At 66.4% G+C, this 20,205-nt stretch carries 18 protein-coding genes and 1 pseudogene; 13 read left to right on the top strand and 6 right to left on the bottom strand.

Annotated features, from left to right (window positions below; translation table 11 throughout):
• Positions 1-12: 12 nt before the first annotated feature.
• Both tsaE and AB4Y44_RS12035 read left to right on the top strand, forming a co-directional pair.
• Entirely contained in the window at positions 13-603 is a 591-nt protein-coding gene (gene tsaE / locus AB4Y44_RS12040) for a tRNA (adenosine(37)-N6)-threonylcarbamoyltransferase complex ATPase subunit type 1 TsaE (protein WP_342919275.1), read from the top strand.
• Positions 585-2,150, top strand: a complete 1,566-nt coding sequence (locus AB4Y44_RS12035; protein ID WP_342919276.1) for an N-acetylmuramoyl-L-alanine amidase — start codon at positions 585-587, stop codon at positions 2,148-2,150. Before tsaE ends, AB4Y44_RS12035 begins: the two co-directional genes overlap by 19 nt.
• Before the next feature lie 83 nt (positions 2,151-2,233).
• On the opposite strand, the gene AB4Y44_RS12030 is transcribed toward AB4Y44_RS12035, so the two are convergent.
• Positions 2,234-3,130, bottom strand: coding sequence for an EamA family transporter (locus AB4Y44_RS12030; protein WP_368699647.1), 897 nt, complete (start codon positions 3,128-3,130; stop codon positions 2,234-2,236).
• Positions 3,131-3,341: 211 nt separating this feature from the next.
• On the opposite strand from AB4Y44_RS12030, the gene AB4Y44_RS12025 reads away from it, so the two are divergent.
• Both AB4Y44_RS12025 and trxA read left to right on the top strand, forming a co-directional pair.
• Positions 3,342-4,223, top strand: coding sequence for a pirin family protein (locus AB4Y44_RS12025; RefSeq protein WP_368699646.1), 882 nt, complete (start codon positions 3,342-3,344; stop codon positions 4,221-4,223).
• 107 nt (positions 4,224-4,330) lie between these two features.
• Positions 4,331-5,179, top strand: a complete 849-nt coding sequence (trxA, locus tag AB4Y44_RS12020; protein ID WP_368699645.1) for a thioredoxin — start codon at positions 4,331-4,333, stop codon at positions 5,177-5,179.
• A 50-nt stretch (positions 5,180-5,229) separates the two neighbouring features.
• Here trxA and AB4Y44_RS12015 read toward each other — a convergent pair whose 3' ends face one another.
• Positions 5,230-6,768 (bottom strand): mannose-1-phosphate guanylyltransferase/mannose-6-phosphate isomerase, encoded by a 1,539-nt coding sequence (locus tag AB4Y44_RS12015; protein ID WP_368699644.1) that lies wholly within the window; start codon positions 6,766-6,768, stop codon positions 5,230-5,232.
• A 753-nt stretch (positions 6,769-7,521) separates the two neighbouring features.
• Between AB4Y44_RS12015 and AB4Y44_RS12010 the strand changes: the two genes are divergently transcribed.
• Positions 7,522-8,256 carry a Crp/Fnr family transcriptional regulator gene (locus AB4Y44_RS12010; protein WP_324156713.1) on the top strand — a complete coding sequence of 245 codons (735 nt, stop codon included), beginning with the start codon at positions 7,522-7,524 and terminating at the stop codon, positions 8,254-8,256.
• 89 nt (positions 8,257-8,345) lie between these two features.
• Here AB4Y44_RS12010 and tcdA read toward each other — a convergent pair whose 3' ends face one another.
• A complete protein-coding gene (gene tcdA, locus AB4Y44_RS12005) occupies positions 8,346-9,218 on the bottom strand; it encodes a tRNA cyclic N6-threonylcarbamoyladenosine(37) synthase TcdA (protein WP_368699643.1) in 873 nt (290 codons plus the stop codon).
• 167 nt (positions 9,219-9,385) lie between these two features.
• Here tcdA and pdxH point away from each other — a divergent pair, with 167 nt between their 5' ends.
• The 3 genes from pdxH (at position 9,386) to AB4Y44_RS11990 (ending at position 12,952) form a co-directional block, all read left to right on the top strand.
• On the top strand, positions 9,386-10,027 hold the full coding sequence (pdxH, locus tag AB4Y44_RS12000; RefSeq protein WP_342919282.1) for a pyridoxamine 5'-phosphate oxidase: 642 nt from the start codon (positions 9,386-9,388) through the stop codon (positions 10,025-10,027).
• A 187-nt stretch (positions 10,028-10,214) separates the two neighbouring features.
• Positions 10,215-11,429 (top strand): cyclopropane-fatty-acyl-phospholipid synthase family protein, encoded by a 1,215-nt coding sequence (locus AB4Y44_RS11995; protein WP_342919283.1) that lies wholly within the window; start codon positions 10,215-10,217, stop codon positions 11,427-11,429.
• A gap of 119 nt (positions 11,430-11,548) precedes the next feature.
• Positions 11,549-12,952, top strand: a complete 1,404-nt coding sequence (locus AB4Y44_RS11990) for a DUF72 domain-containing protein (RefSeq protein WP_368699642.1) — start codon at positions 11,549-11,551, stop codon at positions 12,950-12,952.
• Positions 12,953-12,993: 41 nt separating this feature from the next.
• Here AB4Y44_RS11990 and msrA read toward each other — a convergent pair whose 3' ends face one another.
• Positions 12,994-13,542, bottom strand: a complete 549-nt coding sequence (gene msrA / locus AB4Y44_RS11985; RefSeq protein WP_368699641.1) for a peptide-methionine (S)-S-oxide reductase MsrA — start codon at positions 13,540-13,542, stop codon at positions 12,994-12,996.
• Between the two features lie 192 nt (positions 13,543-13,734).
• On the opposite strand from msrA, the gene AB4Y44_RS11980 reads away from it, so the two are divergent.
• Entirely contained in the window at positions 13,735-14,247 is a 513-nt protein-coding gene (locus AB4Y44_RS11980) for a flavin reductase family protein (RefSeq protein WP_069267771.1), read from the top strand.
• Positions 14,248-14,277: 30 nt separating this feature from the next.
• Here AB4Y44_RS11980 and AB4Y44_RS11975 read toward each other — a convergent pair whose 3' ends face one another.
• Positions 14,278-14,784 (bottom strand): Lrp/AsnC family transcriptional regulator, encoded by a 507-nt coding sequence (locus tag AB4Y44_RS11975; protein WP_028202039.1) that lies wholly within the window; start codon positions 14,782-14,784, stop codon positions 14,278-14,280.
• A gap of 141 nt (positions 14,785-14,925) precedes the next feature.
• Here AB4Y44_RS11975 and kynB point away from each other — a divergent pair, with 141 nt between their 5' ends.
• From kynB to kynA, 3 genes are read left to right on the top strand one after another with little or no spacing between them, the layout of a single operon-like run.
• Positions 14,926-15,570, top strand: a complete 645-nt coding sequence (kynB, locus tag AB4Y44_RS11970; RefSeq protein ID WP_342919285.1) for an arylformamidase — start codon at positions 14,926-14,928, stop codon at positions 15,568-15,570.
• A gap of 35 nt (positions 15,571-15,605) precedes the next feature.
• Positions 15,606-16,856, top strand: coding sequence for a kynureninase (gene kynU / locus AB4Y44_RS11965; protein WP_368699640.1), 1,251 nt, complete (start codon positions 15,606-15,608; stop codon positions 16,854-16,856).
• 10 nt (positions 16,857-16,866) lie between these two features.
• A complete protein-coding gene (gene kynA / locus AB4Y44_RS11960; protein ID WP_368699639.1) occupies positions 16,867-17,835 on the top strand; it encodes a tryptophan 2,3-dioxygenase in 969 nt (322 codons plus the stop codon).
• Positions 17,836-17,911: 76 nt separating this feature from the next.
• On the opposite strand, the gene purM is transcribed toward kynA, so the two are convergent.
• A complete protein-coding gene (gene purM, locus AB4Y44_RS11955) occupies positions 17,912-18,985 on the bottom strand; it encodes a phosphoribosylformylglycinamidine cyclo-ligase (protein WP_368699638.1) in 1,074 nt (357 codons plus the stop codon).
• 283 nt (positions 18,986-19,268) lie between these two features.
• On the opposite strand from purM, the pseudogene hda reads away from it, so the two are divergent.
• Positions 19,269-19,946 (top strand): annotated as a pseudogene (gene hda / locus AB4Y44_RS11950) (DnaA regulatory inactivator Hda); the annotation flags it as partial.
• Positions 19,947-20,205: the final 259 nt, after the last annotated feature.

The following is a 20,205-nucleotide window of genomic DNA, read 5'->3' as shown; positions in this document are numbered from 1 at the left end:
CATTTTACGAGAATGCCCGACAGCCCCGGTCACGACCACGCGCCGCTTTCGCTTGATCCATCCGCCGCCGTTCTCCTCGAGCGCCGTTTCGATCTCGCAGACGCCGACGCCACCGACGCCTTCGGCGCACGCTTTGCGCACGCGCTCGACTCGCTGCGCGCAAATGTTGCACAAACGAGCGCACAGCATCACGACGCGCCGCCCTTTCACGGCCTGCACGTGCAGCTGCACGGCGACCTCGGCGCGGGCAAGACCTCGCTCGTGCGCGCCACGTTGCGCGCGCTCGGCCACACGGGCCGCGTGCGCAGCCCCACCTACACGCTCGTCGAACCGTACACGGTCGCCACGCCCTGTGGGGAACTCCAGCTTTATCACTTCGATCTGTACCGCTTCAGCGATCCGGCCGAATGGGCCGACTCGGGCTTTCGCGAATATTTCGCGCAAGATGCGGTATGCCTCGTCGAATGGCCGCAACGCGCGGGCGGCCTGCTTGGCATACCCGATCTCGTGTTCTCGCTGGAGCCGGATGCAAGCGGCGAAGGCCGCGTGCTCACCGCCTACGCATACAGCGCATCAGGAAAGGCATGTCTAGAAAGATGTTAATCAAACCGTTCCGCTCGATCGAATCGGCCGCCACCGCCACGCACAACTGGCGTCGCCGGCAGATTCTGAAGGCGGGCGCCTCCACGCTCGTGCTCGGTCTTGCCGTGCCGCGCCTCGCGTGGGCCACTTCGGTCGTCGGCGTGCGGGTGTGGCCCGCGCGCGACTACACCCGCGTCACCATCGAATCGGACCAGCCGCTGCAGAACACCCAGCAACTGCTGCAGGGCCCCGATCGTCTCGTCGTCGATCTCACCGGACTCGATCTCGACGACGCGCTCAAGAACCTCGTCTCCAAGATCACGCCGAACGATCCGCAAATCCAGGCCGTGCGTGTGGGCCAGTACCAGCCGCACGTGGTGCGCATGGTGTTCGACCTCAAGGGCGGCGTGAAGCCCCAGGTGTTCACGCTGGCCCCGATCGGCTCGTACAAGTACCGGCTCGTGTTCGACCTCTATCCGGCGGTCGCGCCCGACCCGCTCATGGACCTGCTCGCGCAAACCGAGCGCAAGCAGCAGCAGCTCGACGCGCACGAAGCGATGAAGGACAGCGCGCCGCCCTCCACGCCACCGACGCTCGCCGGTCCGAATGCTGGAATCGGCGCACCGCCCGCGCACGACAACAGCGACGCGTTCTTCGAGCGCTACGCGCAGAACGACGCGGGTGCCGCGCCGGGCACGCCGCGTCCGGCGCCCCCCGTGGTTGCGCCGCGTGCGCCGAAGCCTGCCGCGCCGAAGCCACCCGTCGTCGCCCAGCGCAACAACGACGACGAAAGCGCCAGCGCCAGCGCCGACGACAACTACGGCTTCACCACGCCGAAGTCCACCAGGGGCGGCACCACGCGCCTGCTGACGGTCGCGATCGATCCGGGCCATGGCGGCGAGGACCCGGGCGCGATCGGCAGCGCGGGCACCTACGAAAAGCACGTCGCACTCGACATCGCGAAGAAGCTGCGCGCGAAGATCGACGCCCAGCCCAACATGCGCGCGATGATGACGCGCGATGCCGACTTCTTTGTGCCGCTGAACGTGCGCGTACAGAAGGCGCGCCGCGTGGGCGCGGACCTGTTCGTCTCGATTCACGCCGATGCGTTCACCACGCCCGAAGCGCGCGGCTCGTCGGTGTTCGCGCTGTCGGAGCACGGCGCGACCAGCGCCGCGGCGCGCTGGATGGCGAACAAGGAGAACTCGTCGGACCAGATCGGCGGCATCAGCGTGCAGACGGCCGACGCCGCCGTGAACCGCGCGCTCTTCGACATGTCGACGACGGCGCAGATCCGCGACTCGCTGCGTTACGGCGGCTTCGTGCTCAACGAGGTCGGCGAGATCAACAAGCTGCACAAGGGCTCGGTCGAGCAGGCGGGCTTTGCGGTGCTCAAGGCACCCGACATTCCGTCGATCCTCGTGGAGACGGCCTTCATCAGCAATCCCGAGGAAGAGACCCGGCTCAACGACGACGCCTATCGCGAGAAGATGGCCAACGCAATTCTCAAGGGCATCAAGCGCTATTTCGCGGCCAATCCGCCGCTTGCGAAGAGCCGCATGACCTGAGCGCCGCGTAAGGCATCCAGCGGCTTCGGAAGCGCCGCGCACGCCTTCGGGCTCGCACGGCGTTTTTTATTGGCGCGCAGGCGTTACGAGCGCACGGCCCCGAGGCGCTGCTTGACCCAGCCCCCGAACACGTTGACGGCGAGGCCGCCCATCACGAGCACGGCGCCGCCGATCTCGGCCTCGCTCAACTGCTCGCCGAGCAGCAGCGACGCCGAGGCAAGCCCGACGATCGGCACGAGCAGCGAGAACGGCGCCACCTGGCTGGCGGGATACTTCGAGAGCAGGCGGCTCCAGAGGCTATAGCCGATGAGCGTCGCCACGAACGCGAGATAGACGATCGCGCCCACCGACGTCATACCGATGCCCGAGAGCGCGGCCACGATGCGCTGCGGGCCTTCCATCCAGTACGAAAGCACGAGAAACGGCAGCGGCGGCACGAGGCTCGCCCACACCACGAGGCCGACGAGATCCACCTTGCCCACCTTCTTCGTGACGATATTGCCGAGCGCCCACATGCAGGCCGCGCACAGCGTGAGCACGAAGCCGGCGATGGTCATCCCCTGAGCGCCACCTCCCATCGACTGCAAGCCGATCAGTGCGAGCCCGCCTGCAGCGATCAACAGGCCGATGACGTTCTGCGCGTGAAAGCGCTCACGCAGAAACACCGCCGCAAAGCCGAGCGTGAAGAACGCCTGCGCCTGCAGCACGACCGAAGCGAGACCCGCCGGCATGCCTACGTACATGGCTGTGAAGAGGAACGCGAACTGGCCGAGCGAGATGGTCGCGCCGTAGGCGAGCAGCCAGCGCAGCGGCAATTGCGGGCGCTTCACGAACAGCACCGCGGGGAACGCCGCCAGCATGAAGCGCAGCGCGCCGAGCAGGAGCGGCGGCACGCCGTGCAGCCCCACCTTGATCACGACGAAATTCACGCCCCACGCGAGCACCACCACCAGCGCGAGCAACAGGTCCTTCGGCGACATCCCCTTTCTCCCGTTTTTGCGTCATACCTGTTCTTCGAAGCGGCGATCATACCGCCTCGCACCTCGGCGCGCCGTGCCGCCAACGCCGGGCCGTTGCCTTGGCCGCACGCCGGGAAAGCCGGCGTTAGAATGAGCGCCAGCCTCGCGCACGGCGTGCCCGCGAGCCGGTTTCGACGATAACCCGCGCCGTACGACTCATCCAGGAAGCATCATGTCCTCATCGATCAAAGCGGTTCTCAAGCCCCATCAACGCGACATCGGCAATCTCTATGTGCGGCGCGTACTGCCCGCGCTCGCCGCCCGCCTCGTCGGCCCGTTCATCTTCTTCGACCACATGGGCCCCGCCACGCTCGCGCCGGGCTCGGGCGTGGATGTGCGTCCGCACCCGCATATCGGGCTCGCAACGGTCACCTATCTCTTCGACGGCGCGCTGATGCATCGCGACAGCATCGGTTCCAGCCAGAAGATCGTGCCCGGCGACGTGAACTGGATGACGGCCGGGCGCGGCATCGTCCACTCCGAGCGCACGCCCGACGAGGACCGCGCCACCGGCCTCACCATGCACGGCATCCAGACCTGGGTGGCGCTGCCGCTCGATCACGAGGATGCAGAGCCGTCGTTCTTCCATCACGCCGCCGCCACGCTGCCCGAAATCGAGCGCAACGGCGTCACGATGCGCGTAATCGCGGGCACGGCGTTCGGCGCGACCTCGCCGGTCGAGACCTTTTCCGGCACGCTCTACGTCGCCGCAGATTTCGCGCCGGGCAGTGCGTTCGCGCTCGACGCGGAGCACGAAGAGCGCGGCGTCTATCTCGCGGAAGGCGATCTCGCGATCGACGGCACGCCGCTCGAGCAGCACACCATGGCCGTGCTGGTGCCAGGCGAAACCGCCACGCTCTCGAGCACGAACGGGGCACGCGTGATGCTGCTCGGCGGGGAAAAGCTCGAAGGCGAGCGCTTCATCGAATGGAACTTCGTGGCCAGCTCGCGCGAGAAGATCGAAGCCGCGAAGGAGGCCTGGACGCGCCAGGAAATGGGGCATGTCCCCGGCGAAACGGAATGGATTCCGCTGCCGGAAAAGAAGCCGCGCTAAAGGCTCACTTAAGGCTCACTAAAGGCTCGCCGCTTTCAGCGGGATGATTGAAACCTGGGCGTTTCGTCCCCAACTAGCGACATAACGGTTATCTCAACGAGGACGCAATGGACACCACTCTCGCCACTTTTGAAAAAGACGTGATCGAAGCGTCGGCGCTCGCGCCGGTGCTGGTCGACTTCTGGGCGCCCTGGTGCGGCCCTTGCAAGAGCCTTGGCCCGATGCTCGAAAAGCTCGAGACCGAATACGCGGGCAAATGGAAGCTCGTGAAGGTGAACGTCGACGAGAACCAGGAGCTCGCCGCGCACTTCGGCGTGCGCAGCATTCCGCACGTCGTGGCGTTCGCGGACCGTCAGGCGGTCGATCAGTTCGTGGGCGTGCTGCCCGAAGGCCAGCTGCGCCAGTTCCTCGACGGCCTGATCCCCGACGGCGCCGACGCCGCACGCCGCACCGCGCAGGAAGCGCTGGCCGAGGGCCGCCGCGACGAAGCCTATGAAGCGCTGCAGGCCGCGCTTGCGTTCGATCCGGGCAACGACGAAGTGCGCATGGACCTGATCGAGATGCTGCTCGCCGACAACCGAGCCGACGAGGCGCAAAAGGAAGTCGAGCTGCTCTCGCCCAAGACCACGCAGGGCATCGACGCGCGCTTCAACGCGCTCAAGACGCGCCTCGACGCGCTCGACGCCGCCGCCGACCTGCCGCCCACCGACGCACTCGAAGCCCAGGTCGCCGCCAACCCCGGCGACCTCGAAGCGCGCTTCGATCTGGCGAATGCGCTGATCGCGCGGCGCAAGTACGCGGGCGCGCTCGAGCATCTGCTGGAGATCGTCAAGCGCGACCGCGCCTTCCGCGACGACGTGGGCCGCAAGACCATGCTTTCCGTGTTCGATCTCGCGGCGCATCAGCCGCAGCTCGTGAGCGAGTGGCGGCGCAAGCTCAGTGCAACGCTGAACTGATATCGAGCGGGCGAGGACGCCGCGTGCGTCCTCGCCGTGCGTTCAGTTGGCTACGCCTGCTGAACACGACCGTACTGGTCGTCGAAGCGCACGATGTCGTCTTCGCCGAGATAACAGCCCGACTGCACCTCGATGATCTCGAGCGCCGTCTTGCCCGGATTCTCGAGCCGGTGCGTCATGCCGAGCGGGATATAGGTCGATTCGTTTTCAGAAAGCAGAAGCACCTCGTCGCCACGCGTGACGCGCGCCGTGCCGCGCACCACGGTCCAGTGCTCCGCGCGATGGTGATGCATCTGCAACGACAGACGGCCACCCGGCTTTACGACGATGCGCTTGACCTGAAAGCGCTCGCCCTGATCGACCGAGTCGTACCAGCCCCACGGGCGCTCCACGCGCCGGTGCTGGCGCGCCACCTCACTGTGCTGCGCCTTGAGCCTCGTAACCACCGCCTTGACGTCCTGAACGCGCTCCTTCGCGACGACGAGCACGGCGTCGGCTGTCTCGACCACCACCATGCCCCGCACGCCCACGCAGGCAACGAGCCGGCCGTCCGAATGCACGAAGGTATCCGTCGCATCTTCGAACAGCACGCGCCCGCGCGCGACGTTGCCATTCTCGTCCTTCTCCGAAACCTGCCACAGGGCATCCCACGCCCCGACGTCCGACCAGCCCGAACGAAGCGGCACAACCACGCCTGCGAGCAACGCGTTCACGCCGACCGACTCCATCACCGCGTAGTCGATCGAATCGGACGGACAGTCGGCGAGCGCGTCGCGGTTCAAGTGGACGGTGCCGTCAGCGTCGACGGCGGCATTGTCGAAGGCCGCCGCGCACTGCGCCGCGATGAGCGGCCGGCTATACGCGATCGCCGCGAGCCAGACCGATGCGCGCACAACGAAGATCCCGCTGTTCCAAAGATAGTTTCCCGAAGCAACATAGTTTGCAGCGCGCTCGGCATCGGGCTTCTCCACAAAATGCTCGATGCTGCGCGCGCCGCTGCTGCCAAGCGGCAAACCCGCGCCGATGTAGCCGTAGCCCGTTTCGGCACGCTGTGGCGGCACACCAAGTGTGACGATGGCGCCGCGCGCCGCGTGCGCCACGGCTTCTTCGAGCGCGGCAGAAAACGCGGCGCCGTCGGCGATGAGATGATCAGCGGGCATGGCGACGAGCACCGGATCGCCGTCGCGGCTTGCGGCAAGCGCCACCGCCGTCAGCGCGGGCGCCGTGTTGCGCGCGAGCGGTTCAAGCACGAAGCGAGCGGCCATGCCGCTGCGACCAAGACGGTCGGCGGTCAGATGGCGCAAGTCCTCGCTGCTCACGACGAATGGCGCAGCCTTGCGAACCGCTCGGTGCGCTTCAGGCAGCGAGGCGCCGGCGTGCTGGAACACGCCATCGAGGCGCCGTACAGTCGCCTCGAGCAGCGACTCGCCATCGAGCAGATCGATCAGCTGCTTGGGACAGTGTTCGCGCGAAAGCGGCCATAGCCGCGTGCCGGAACCACCGGCCAGCACAACGGGCTGAACGACGAGTTCGGCGTCACCTTCGCTGATCGCGGCTATCAGGCCGGCAGATGTCACATCGTTGTTCATTCGCGTCACTCCCCCCGAAGTCATGCACCGAGTCTCGTTATTGATTGGCGTACGGGTGACATTTGAACAATACGTATCGCGCGAATCTGTACGCGCAGCCACATTGAACGCACGGCGCGCCAGCAAATTTGTCCTTGCGGCGCAGGCCTTGTCATCGCGCGGTCATCGTTATGTGCGGCAGCGCACGAAGCGCGAAGTTGGCCGCGCAAGGTGATGTTTCACATCCGAACGTTTTTACGACAGTGTCGGCAGCCCCCCAACAGAAGCGAATCAAAACCGCAGCGCACCAAAGGCAGGCGCACAACGCGTTCAAGGCGATGGTCCGACGATGTTTCAGCGAGGACTCATTTCCGCGCATCCGTCTGAGGAGCGAAAGTAGCTATATAAATCAAGGCGTTGGCGGCATCAAACTCTAGCGACTTCGCAAACGGCGCCGCGCTGGCGCAGTACAAAACTGAAACAATAATGCGACTTTGCGTCGCCCCGGAAACAGCTCGCGCCGCGCCAGGCCGCAAGCGTTCTCACTTTTGCGGCTGCTGGCACAACCCCTGCTAAGTAGAGTTCGCCACACAGGCGTAGATGCCGACAAACGAGATCGCAAAAGAGATCGCAAAAGAGATCGCAAAACGCTAATGGGGCTTATGGGGCCGGCGCAACGAACGTATAGCCGATCGACGGCGATAACAAAGAATTCGGCGGCCGGAAGCAGAAAAAACAGGAGGCGGCATACGCCGCTTTACGCGAGGACCGATCATGTTGACCCTTCAATCCGATCTGCACGGCAATCATCTGCTGGGCGCGCTTCCGTCAAACGAGTGGCAGGCATTGGCGCCGCATCTCGAACTCGTTCAACTGCGCACTGAACAGCTGCTCTGCGATTGCGGCCAGCGTATTCATCACGTGTACTTTCCGACGACCGCCGTCATCTCGATGCTCACGACAATGGAAGACGGCAGTTCCGTCGAAATTGCAGCAGTGGGCCGGGAAGGCATGACCGGCGTGCCTGTGCTGACCGGTGGCGAAACGATGCCGAACCGCGTGCAGGTGCAAAGTTCGGGCTTCGCGTACCGCATCAGCGCGCAGGCGCTCAAGCAGCAGTTTGCGCGCTCGGACCTCCTGCGTCGCGTTACGCTGCTTTACATGCACGCACTGCTCACGCAGATCGCGCAGACGGCCGCCTGCAACCGCCACCACTCGCTGAGCAAGCAGCTGTGCCGGTGGCTGCTGATCGAAGTGGATCGCGTCGACTCCAACGATCTGAGCGTGACGCAGCAACTGATCGCCGACATGCTCGGCGTGCGCCGTGAGGGCGTCACGGAAGCCGCCGGCAAGCTGCATGACGAAGGTCTGATCCATCACAGCCGCGGCAAGATCCGCGTACTCGACCGCAAGCGCCTCGAAGCGCGCGCATGCGAGTGCTACGGTCTCGTGCGCCGCGAGTTCGATCGCCTGCTGCCGCGCCTGCACGAAGCGGAAGCGGTCGAATAAGGCGACCGACGCACGGTTCGCTCGATTTCCAGCGCGATACGAAAGCGTGCCTTGTCAGGCACGCTTTCTTGCGTTCGCAGCGCTCGGCTTCAACGCCCGCTGGCTTGATGTGCCAACGCGCGCAGCACATACGAAGCCGCCGCAAAACCAAAGCTCGCCGTCACGCACACGCTCGAACCAAAGCCCGCGCAGTTCAGCCCCACCGGACCGTGATGCCCCGGCGACGTGGTGACGTGCTCGGCCTCGGCGTCGATATCGCACATGGCGGCTTCGGGATAGATGAGCGGCTCGTCCGAATACACCGCGCTCACCTTGAATTTGGCCTTCGGCCCGCGCGGAAAGCCGTGCTGCTTGCGCAACTGGCCGCGTACCTTGGAGAGCAGCGGGTCCTGGATCGTGAGCGCGAGGTCGTCGATGCGAATCCGCGTGGGGTCGAGCTGCCCGCCCGCGCCACCCACCGTGATGAGCGGCACGCGATGCTCCACGCACCAGGCGATCAGCGCGGTCTTGGTGCGCACGCTGTCGATGGCGTCGATCACGTAGTCGAAGCCGCCGCCCAGCAACGCATCGAAATTCGACGGCTCGACGAAATCCTCGACGAGGCGCACGTCGCAGGCCGGGTCGATGAGCTTGATGCGCTCGGCCATGGCCTCGACCTTGGGCTTGCCGTAGTTGCCGTCGAGCGCGTGGATCTGGCGGTTGGTGTTGCTCTCGGCCACGTTGTCGAGGTCGATCAGCGTGAGCTTGCCGATCGCGCTGCGCGCGAGCGCCTCGGCCGCCCACGAGCCCACGCCGCCAATGCCGATCACGGCGACATGGGCGCGCTCGAACGCGTCGAGCGCGGGTGCGCCATAAAGCCGCGCGATTCCACCGAATCGGCGGGCGCGGTCGGCAACATCGTCGGCAGGGCTCGGGGTAAGATCGACGGAGCCGGCGGCAGGGGAAATCGGGGTACTGGACATGACGGTAGGCAATCGTAAGCGGACCGGTCGCACACTGCCGTCGCGGTCCTGGCAAGACCCGTATTTTGCCTGAACGCGCCGAACGAGGCCGGACGCCCTTAGCCGGGCGCCCCAAGTTTGGCCGCCGGTTCGATATACTAGTCCGCATTGAAGCGTCTGCCTAAAAGATGACCTCCCTCGCCGATCTCCGCAAGACCTACTCGCTCGGCTCGCTCGACGCCGCCGACGTCGATCCCGATCCGATCCGCCAGTTCCAGACCTGGTTCGCCCAGGCGCTCGATGCGAAGCTGCCCGAGCCCAACGCCATGACGGTCGCCACAGTCGACGCACAAGGCCGCCCCGCCGCGCGCATCCTGCTCATCAAGGGCGTGGACGAGCGCGGCTTCGTGTTCTTCACGAACTACGAAAGCCGCAAGGGCCGTGAGCTGAGTGCAAATCCGCATGCGGCGCTGCTCTTTCACTGGATCGAGCTGGAGCGTCAGGTCCGCATCGAGGGCAAGGTCGAACTCACGAGCGCCGAGGAAAGCGACGCCTACTTCAACTCGCGCCCGCTCGGCTCGCGCATCGGCGCGTGGGCCTCGGAGCAAAGCACGGTGATCGCGAACCGCGAGACGCTCGAAGCGCGCGAGCGCGAAATCGCCGCGCAATATGGCGAAACGCCGCCGCGCCCGCCGCACTGGGGCGGCTACCGGCTCGTGCCGGAGGCCATCGAGTTCTGGCAGGGCCGCCCGTCGCGCCTGCACGACCGTATCCGCTACACGCGTGAGAGCGCAAATGCGGCCTGGCGCATCGAGCGTCTCGCGCCCTGAGCGCATGCGCGCGGCGTAACGCACGTTACGCGCACTTACGCCGCGCCCACCGGGTTTTCGTCTCACCGCTTTCGTTGTATGTCGTTGAGTACCTCGCTGTTGCCGTAACGCTGTTGCCAAAAAACCTGCATCGCAATTCGCTTTTGTCATTGGGCTTCAATCGTTCATCTGACACGGAGAGAAACGCATGTTCTGGGAGAAAAAACTCGCACAGTGGGTAGAAGAAGTGCGCAGCAAGGCCGACTTGCCCGCCCGCCTCGTGCTCTGGAGCGGGCAGCAATACGACTTCGGCCACTTCGCCGCGCCTCGGGTCACGCTCAAGGTCAATAGCGCGTCGGCGCTGCCGCTCCTGCTCACGCCGAGCCTCGACAATCTCGGCGAGGCCTACGTGAAGGGCAAGATCGACATCGAAGGCAAGCTCGCCGACATCATCAACATCAGCTATTCGCTCGCGCGCAACACCGTCACGAGCGCCAGCAAGCTCGCGCGCGTGCGCCGCTATTTCACGCATTCGAAGTCCACGGACAGGCAGGCCATCCAGTACCACTACGACGTCTCGAACGAGTTCTACAAGCTCTGGCTCGACGAGAACATGGTCTATTCGTGCGCGTACTTCGAAAACGGCGACGAAGACCTCGCCACCGCCCAGCTCAAGAAAATCGACCACATCCTCACGAAGATCCAGGTGAAGGAAGGTCACACGCTGCTCGACATCGGCTGCGGATGGGGCGCGCTCGTGCTGCGCGCGGCGCAGAAGTTCGGCGCGCGCTGCGTGGGCGTGACGCTCTCGCAGAACCAGTTCGATCTCGCCACCGCGCGTGTGAAGGCGGCGGGCCTCGAAGACCGCATCGAGATCCGCCTGCAGGACTATCGCGACATACAAGGCCAGTTCGACCGCATCACGAGCGTGGGGATGTTCGAGCACGTCGGGCGCAAGAATCTGCCCGGCTATTTCCGCAAGGTCCACGACCTGCTCGCCGACGACGGCGTCGCCATGAATCACGGCATCACCTCGTCGGACGCCGAATCGGGCGAAACGGCGCTGGGCGGCGGCGAGTTCATCGACCGCTACGTGTTCCCCGACGGCGAGCTGCCGCACATCGGCCTCGCGCTCCAGGCGGCGCAGCACGGCGGCCTCGAAGCGGTTGACGTGGAAAGCCTGCGCCGTCACTATGCGCACACGCTCGATTTGTGGGCGGAGAATTTCGAGGCGCGCGCCGAGGAAGCGAAACGGCTCGTCGACGACGAGAAGTTCCGCATCTGGCGCGTTTATCTGGCGGGTTGCGCGTACGCGTTCGAGCACGACGACGTGTCGATCTTCCAGATCGTCTGCCGCAAGGCCGGCCGCAGCGCGACAACGCTGCCGTGGTCGCGCCGCTATATGTACGAGAAGCCGCTATGACGCAGGCGGCGGCGCGGTTCGCCGCGCCGCCAGCGAGTCGACTGTTCCCGCAGTTGCGCCCGTCCCAGGCGGCTTCGCCCCACGACCGCCATCACGACGCCACTGCGCGACGCCACTGCATGAACGAACGCGACGACGGCCACGACCTGTTTGGCGACATGACGCTCGGGCCGGCCAACGACTCCGGCCCCGACGCCGCCCACCCGGCTGCGCGCCCCGCTGCGCGACGCAACGCGACGAAGGCCGAAGCCGGCCGCGTCGAGCCGCAGCCTGATTTGTTCGGCTTCGCGGCGCCGGCAAGCGCACCTGCGACGAAGCCCGCCACCCAGCGCCCTGCCCGCACCACGCGCGACGACGACACGGAAATCGAAGCGCGCGAAGATGGCGAGCCGCGCGCAAAATCGCCAAAACCCGCGCCCAACCCCGGCGCCCCGAAGCGCCGCGGCCGCGGCGTGCTGCCCGCCGTAGCCGCGCAAGACATGCTCGACGTCGCGGCCGCGCTGCCCGCGGGCGTGCGCCTCGGCACCTCGTCGTGGTCGTTTCCGGGCTGGCGCGGCATCGTCTACGGCGAGGACTACAGCCAGTCGAAGCTCGCCCGCGACGGCCTCTCGGCCTACGGTGCGCATCCGCTGCTGCGCTCGGTGAGCATCGACCGCTCGTTCTACGCGCCGCTCACCGTCACCGATTACCTGCGCTACGCGCAGCAGGTGCCGGACCACTTCCGCTTCATCGTGAAGGCGCCGGCGCTCGTCACCGACGCCAGCGTGCGCGGCGAGCGTGGCGAGCCCGTTTCCGCGAATCCGTGCTTTCTCAACGCGGAGCTGGCCGCGCGCGAATTCGTCGAGCCGTGCCTTGCGGGCCTCGGCGGCAAGGCCGGCGCGCTCGTGTTCCAGTTCCCGCCGCTGCCCGATCAGCTGCTGGCCGATCCGGCGGCGTTCGTCGAGCGGCTGACCGCCTTCCTCGCCGCGTTGCCGCCGCTGCCCCAACCGACCGAGCCCGCCGCAGCCGGCGACGGTCCCTGCTACGCCGTCGAGATCCGCGACGCGATCCTGCTCACGCCGCGCTTCGTGCGCACGCTGCGCGCCGCGGGCGTGCGCTACTGCGTGGGCCTGCACGCGCGCATGCCGGACCCGCTGCGCCAGGCCGCCGCGCTCGCGCTGATGGACGGCGAAGCCCCGGCCGGCCCGCTGATCGTGCGCTGGAGCCTGCATAGCGGCTTCAAGTACGAGCAGGCGAAGGCGCGCTACGAGCCGTTCGACAAGCTCGTGGACGAAGACCCGCATACGCGCGTCACGCTCGCGGAACTGGCCGCGCGCTACGCGATGGCGGGCCAGCCCGTGCTGATCACGACCAACAACAAGGCGGAGGGATCGGCGCCGCTCACCTGCGCGAAGCTCGCGCGGGCAATTGCGGACGAGATGGAGCGCTTGCGCGGGGAAATGGCACTGGACGCCGCGCGCGATGCGACGCCGGACGAAACGCCGCCCGGCGCGCAAACAGAAGAAGCAGAAAAGGAAGACTGAGGCGCGAAGCGGCAACGAAACCACCGCGCGCCTTTTGAGGCTTATTCGGCCTTCAGCCGGTGCGCGAACTTCTGGCGGAACTTCGCGACCTTCGGCGCCACCACGAACGAGCAATAGCCCTGGTTCGGGTGCTGCGCGAAGTAGTTCTGGTGATACGCCTCAGCGGGGAAATAGTTGCCGTCGAGCGGCAGCACCTGGGTGACGATCTTGCCGTCGTACACGCCTTCTGCGGCCAGCTCGCGAATCGCCTGCCCGGCCGTCTCGCGCTGCGCCTCGGAGTGCGTGAAGATCGCCGAGCGGTACTGCGTGCCCACGTCGTTGCCCTGGCGGTTCAGCTGCGTGGGATCGTGAATCGCGAAGAAGATGTCGAGAATCTCGCGGTACGTGATCTTCGCAGGATCGAACTCCACCTTCACGACCTCGGCGTGGCCGGTGTCGCCGTCGCAGACCTGCTCGTAGCTCGGGTTCGCCACGTGGCCGCCCGCGTAGCCCGACTCCACCGCGTTCACTCCCTCCACGCGCAGGTACACCGCCTCCAGGCACCAGAAGCATCCGCCGCCCAGGGTGGCCGTTTCGACTGTCTGACTCATGCTGTTCGCTCCTTTGATCGAGACTGCGGACGCCATCGCGGACCTCACTGCGCACACCACTACGCGGTGCCTCGCGCGACCCGCCATCCGCCGCTTCCGCTAAAATTGTGACAATTCGCCGATTTTCCACATGACGTTGATCCCGATTTCTGCTCCAGCCGCCGTGCGCGCGGCCCGTGAAGGCCAGCACCGATGACCCGCCGCGCCAGCCCGCCCAACTTCGACGACGGCGCATTCCGCCGCGCGCTTGGCCAGTTCGCCACCGGCGTGACCGTGATCACGACGCGCGCGCCCGACGGCACGCTCATCGGCATCACGGCCAGCTCGTTCAACTCGGTCTCACTCAATCCGCCGCTCGTGCTGTGGAGCCTCGCCACGCGCTCGGCATCCATGCCCGTGTTCCGCTCGAACAGCCATTATGTGATCAATGTGCTCGCCGCGTCGCAGCTCGACCTGTGCAAGCGCTTTGCGACCGTGAAGGGCGACCGTTTCGAGGGCGTCTCACACGCGGCCGGCGACACCGGCATGCCCGTGCTGGACGGCGCGATCGCGTGGTTCGAATGCCACAACCGCAGCCGCTACGACGAAGGCGACCACGTGATTTTCGTCGGGGAAGTGGAACGCTGCGGCGTGCGCGAGGACGGCACCGACGCTTCGCCGCTCGTCTTCCACGGCGGCGCGTTCCACCAGCTCCAGTCGCTCTGATACGGCGGGGCGCGGCCCCGTCGTCCTCGTCTATGCCGGCGCGCTCTTCGGCTCGCGCTGCGCGATCAGGTCCACCGGCACGCCCACTTCCACCTTGAGCGTCGTGAGCACGATGTTCGAGCGGATGTCCATCACGCCCGGCGCCTTGTACAGCTTGTTGAGCACGAAGTCCGAGTAGTGCTTGAGGTTGTGCGCGAGCACGCGCAGCAGGTAGTGCGTCTCGCCCGTCACCACGTACGCCCCCACCACCTCCGGCCAGTCGCGCAGCGCCGTGACGAAGCGCTCGTGCCAGCTCTCCTGGTCGTTGCGCATCGACACCTGCACGAACGCCTCCATCTCGAAGCCGAGAATCTCCCGATTCAAGCTCGCGCGGTAGCGCTCGACCACCCCCTGCTCCTCGAGCAGCCGCAAACGGCGCAGGCACGCCGATGGCGAAAGCGAAATACGCTCCGCCAGATCGAGATTACTGATCCGCCCCTCGTTCTGCAGCACGGCGAGAATACGGCAATCGGTAGCATCAAGCGAGATTGCGTTCATATTTGGTCTCCATTCCCGGCTTAAGACAAATTATGTGCCAACAACCGAAGTTTGCGGCGTTTTTTTTGCAAGCACATTTCGCGCGGGGTTGCCTATCATTCGAAGCATCAGGAGACAACGCAAACGCAAGCCGCCTCTGACATGACCAGGATCAAAGACATTTCCCCGCCGATTCACCCCGAAACGCCCGTCTGGCCCGGGGATACGCCCGTTGGCATCGAGCGCGTGTGGCGCATGGAGGCGGGCTCGCCGGTCAACGTCGCGCGCGTGACGCTGTCGCCGCACACCGGCGCGCACACCGACGCCCCGCTGCACTACGACGCCGCAGGCGCGCCGATCGGCGAGGTGCCGCTCGACACCTATATCGGCGCGTGCCGCGTGATTCATTGCGTGGGCGCCGCGCCGCTCGTGCTGCCCGAACACGTGGAAGGCGCGTTACCCGGCATCCCGCCGCGCGTGCTGCTGCGCACCTACGCGTACGCGCCGCAGGACCGCTGGGACAGCAAGTTTTGCGCCGTCGCGCCGGCAACGATCGATCTGCTCGCCGCGCACGGCGTGCGTCTCATCGGCATCGACACGCCCTCGCTCGACCCGCAGGAATCGAAGACGATGGACGCGCATCACCGCATCCGCGCCCATGGCATGGCGATCCTCGAAGGCATTGTGCTCGACGCCATCGCGCCCGGCGACTACGAACTCATCGCCCTGCCGCTGAAGTTCGCGACGCTCGACGCCAGCCCCGTGCGCGCCGTGCTGCGCGAATTGCCGCCTGCCGCCGCCAACTGAATCCCCTCAAATTAGCCAAACAACGAAACGTAGACATGAACGACCGCAACGAAGCCCTGGCAGCCGATCGCGCCGATCCGCTCGCCGCCCTGCGCGAGCAATTCACGCTCGCGGCCGGCGCCATCTATCTCGACGGCAACTCGCTCGGCGTGCCGCCCTCGGCGTCGGCTGCGCGCGCGCAGGCCGTGATCGGCGGCGAATGGGGCGAAGGCCTGATCCGCAGCTGGAACACGGCGGGCTGGTTCGCCATGCCCAAGCGGCTGGGCAACAAGCTCGCGAAGCTGATCGGCGCGGCCGACGACGAAGTCGTCGTCACCGACACCATCTCGATCAACCTCTTCAAGGCGCTCTCCGCCGCGCTGCGCGTGCAGAACGCGCGCGACCCGAAGCGCCGCGTGATCGTCTCGGAGCGCTCGAACTTCCCGAGCGACCTGTACATCGCGCAAGGGCTCATCGATCAGCTCGACCGCGGCTACGAGCTGCGCCTCGTCGACGATCCTTCCGAGCTGCGCGCCGCGATCCGCGAAGACGTGGCCGTCGCGATGATCACGCACGTGAACTACCGCACGGGCGAGATGCACGACATGCGCGCGCTCACCGAGCATATTCACGCGCAGGGCGCGCTCGCGCTGTGGGATCTCGCGCACTCGGCGGGCGCCGTGCCCGTGGACCTGAACGGCGCGAACGCCGACTACGCCGTGGGCTGCACGTACAAGTACCTGAATGGCGGCCCCGGTTCGCCCGGCTTCGTGTGGGTGCCCAAGCGCCATCAGGATGCGTTCTCGCAGCCGCTCTCGGGCTGGTGGGGCCACAAGTCGCCGTTCGAGATGAACCCTGTCTATCGTCCGGACAACGGCATCGGCCGCTATCTGTGCGGCACACAGCCGATCGTCTCGATGGCGCTCGTCGAATGCGGTCTCGACGTGTTCCTGCAAACCGACATGCAGGCCATCCGCCGCAAGTCGCTCGCGCTCACCGATCTCTTCATCGAACTGGTCGAGACGCGCTGCAAGGCATACGGCCTCACGCTCGTCACGCCGCGTGAGCATGCGGAACGCGGCTCGCACGTGAGCTTCGAGCATCCGCACGGCTATGAGGTGATGCAGGCGTTGATCGCGCGCGGCGTGATCGGCGACTATCGCGAGCCACGCGTGCTGCGCTTCGGCTTCACGCCGCTGTATCTGCGCTACGTCGATGTGTGGGACGCCGTGGAGACGCTGCGCGACGTGCTCGCCACCGAGTCCTGGCGCAAGCCCGAATTCGCCGAGCGCGGCGCGGTGACCTGAGGAGCGGCAGATGAACGATCACATGCAAATCCCGGGCATGCCCGACGCGGGTGAAACCACGAGTGAGGCCCACGGCACCGCGCGTGGCGGCTGCCCGTTCGGACACGGCGCCGCCGCGCCCGCCCCCGCTGCGCAAGCGCCTGCGGCACAAGGCGAAGGCGAAGGCTGGCACGACGCGCAGCTCGACTTCTCGAAGTCGATGAGCTACGGCGACTACCTCGCGCTCGACGCCGTGCTCAATGCGCAGCATCCGCTCTCGCCCGACCACAACGAGATGCTGTTCATCGTGCAGCATCAGACGAGCGAGCTGTGGATGAAGCTCGCGCTCTACGAATTGCGCGCGGCGCTCGCCAACGTGCACCGCGACGCGCTGCCGCCCGCGTTCAAGCAGCTCGCGCGCGTCTCGCGCATCATGGAGCAGCTCGTGCAGGCGTGGAACGTCCTCTCGACGCTCACGCCTTCCGAATACACGGCCATGCGCCCGTACCTGGGCGCCTCGTCGGGCTTCCAGTCGTATCAATACCGGCAGATCGAGTTCCTGCTCGGCAACAAGAACGTGCAGATGCTCAAGCCGCACGAGCATCGCGGCGAGATTTTCGAGCAGGTGAAGGCGACGCTCGAAGCGCCCTCGTTCTACGACGAAGTCATTCGCCTGCTCGCGCGGCGCGGCTTTGCGATCGCGCCCGAGCGCCTGAACCGCGACTGGACCCTGCCGACCGAACACGACGCCACGGTCGAGGCGGCGTGGCTGGAGGTGTACCGCAATCCTTCGGAGTACTGGGATTTGTACGAGATGGCCGAAGAGCTCGTCGATCTCGAAGACGCGTTCCGTCAATGGCGCTTCCGCCACGTGACGACGGTCGAGCGCATCATCGGCTTCAAGCAGGGCACCGGCGGCACGAGTGGCGCGCCGTATCTGCGCAAGATGCTCGATGTCGTGCTGTTCCCCGAGCTGTGGCACGTGCGCACGGTGCTGTAACGCCAAACGCGGCGCCCAAAAGCAAAAATGCCCGCCAATCGATGGCGGGCATTTTTTTCGCGAGAACGCGTGAGGCTTAGACCACCACGGTCTGCGCTTCGCCTTCCTCGCTTTCGCGCACCACGCCGATCTTCCACACCTGCTCGCCCGCGGCGGCCAGCAGCGAGGCAGCGGCGTCGGCTTGATCCGCCGCCACGACCACGGCCATGCCGATGCCGCAGTTGAACACGCGGTGCATTTCCGCATCGGCCACGCCGCCGTGCTTTTGCAGCCACGTGAAGAGCGGCGGCAGCGGCCATGCCGCGTGGTTCAGTTCGGCCGTGAGGCCTTCGCGCAGTACGCGCGGAATGTTCTCGACGAGGCCGCCGCCGGTGATGTGCGCCATGCCCTTCACCGTGATGGTTTCCATCAGCTTGAGCAGCGGCTTCACGTAGATGCGCGTGGGCGCCATCAGCGCGTCGGCGAGCGAACGGCCGTCGAAGTCGGCGGCGAGGTCCGGCTGCGCGCGCTCGATGATCTTGCGCACGAGCGAGAAGCCGTTCGAATGGATGCCGCTCGAGGCGAGACCGAGCACCACGTCGCCCGGGTCGATCGTGCTGCCGTCGATGATCTTGCTCTTTTCGACCGCGCCCACCGCGAAGCCGGCGAGATCGTATTCGCCGTCGGGGTACATGCCCGGCATTTCGGCCGTTTCACCGCCGATCAGCGCGCAGCCCGACAGCTCGCAGCCTTGCGCGATGCCCTTCACGACCGTGGCCGCCGTATCGACGTCCAGCTTGCCGCAGGCGAAGTAGTCGAGGAAGAACAGCGGCTCGGCGCCCTGCACGAGGATGTCGTTCACGCTCATCGCGACGAGATCCTGGCCAACCGTGTCATGTTTGTTCAGATGAAACGCGAGGCGCAGCTTGGTGCCCACGCCGTCGGTGCCCGAGACGAGCACAGGCTCCTTGTACCTCTTCGGCACTTCGAAGAGCGCGCCGAATCCGCCGATGCCGCCCATCACGCCTTCGCGCAGGGTCTTCTTCGCAAACGGCTTGATGCGATCGACGAGCGCGTCGCCCGCGACCATGTCGACGCCAGCGTCGGCGTAGGAGAGGCCTTGGTCCTGCGACTGTGTCTGATTAGCGGGGCCGGATTTCGGTTGATTCATGGGGAAGCGCCAGAAGGTCGGTAAAATGCGATTTTAACCGATTGACGGCGCCCCGCCGCCGCGGGTGGAGCGAGATTTGGAACGCGCCTCGCCTGTGCCCCACAACCGGAAACCGAGTTTTGCCGCACAACACACCGTATTACGCACCGTACCAGCGTCGGGCCGTTATCTGGACCGGGATTGCGCTCGCCTTCGGCATCGTGCTGCGGCGGCCGCGGCCCAGTGATCTCAGCAAATCTCACGAGAGCACGCTTTACTAGAACCGACTCCGTCCAGACACACCGTGCAGCGACAGTTAACGCTCGATCTCGGCACCCCGCCGCCATCGACCTTCGACAACTTCCATATCGGCGCCAACGCCGAGCTGGTCGCGCGCCTGCGCGGTCTGGACGCGGCGCTCATGGCGGGCCCGATCGCCGATCGCACGTTCTATGTCTGGGGCGAGCCCGGCAACGGGCGCAGCCACCTGCTGCACGCCCTCGCCGACGAAGCGCCGCCGGGCCACGTGCGCTATCTGGGGCCGCAAAGCGCGCTGGCGGCGTTCACGTTCGATCCGCGCGTGACGATCTACGCGGTGGACGACTGCGATTCGCTCTCGGGCGCGCAGCAGATCGCGCTCTTCAACCTGTTCAACGAGGTGCGCTCGTACCCCGCCTGCGCGCTCGTCGCGACGGGCAACGCGCCGCCCATGGGGCTCGCCGTGCGCGAGGACCTGCGCACGCGCCTTGGCTGGGGCCTCGTGTTCCACCTCGCGCCGCTCTCCGACGAAGGCAAGGCGGCGATCCTCAAGCTCGCGGCGCGCGAGCGCGGCATTGCGCTCGCCGACGACGTGCCCGCCTACCTGCTCACGCATTTCCGGCGCGACATGCCGAGCCTGATGGGCCTGCTCGACGCGCTCGACCGCTTCTCGCTCGAACAGAAGCGCGCAGTGACGCTGCCGCTGTTGCGCGCGATGCTCGCGAACGGCGTGGGCGATCTGGTGAGCGTCGCGAGCGCATTGCCGACGGACGAGGAACTCGCCGCCGAAGAGCCGGCAGCAACGGACGACACGAGCGACGCGCACGACGATGAGGCCAGCGGCGACGCGGCCACCCAAACGTCATCCGCTGAAGGCGACGAGCCGCCCGCACCGCCGACGCTCTTCCCCAGCGAGCCCGAAGCCCCCGCCGCCGGGCCCGACGACGCCCAGCCCTACGAGGCGCCGAAGGCACCGGCCCTGC

This window comes from Paraburkholderia sp. BR10937, assembly GCF_040965695.1.
Taxonomy (GTDB): Bacteria; Pseudomonadota; Gammaproteobacteria; order Burkholderiales; family Burkholderiaceae; genus Paraburkholderia.
Note: the sequence above shows the minus strand (reverse complement) of the source record. Positions and strands in the feature narration are given on the sequence as shown.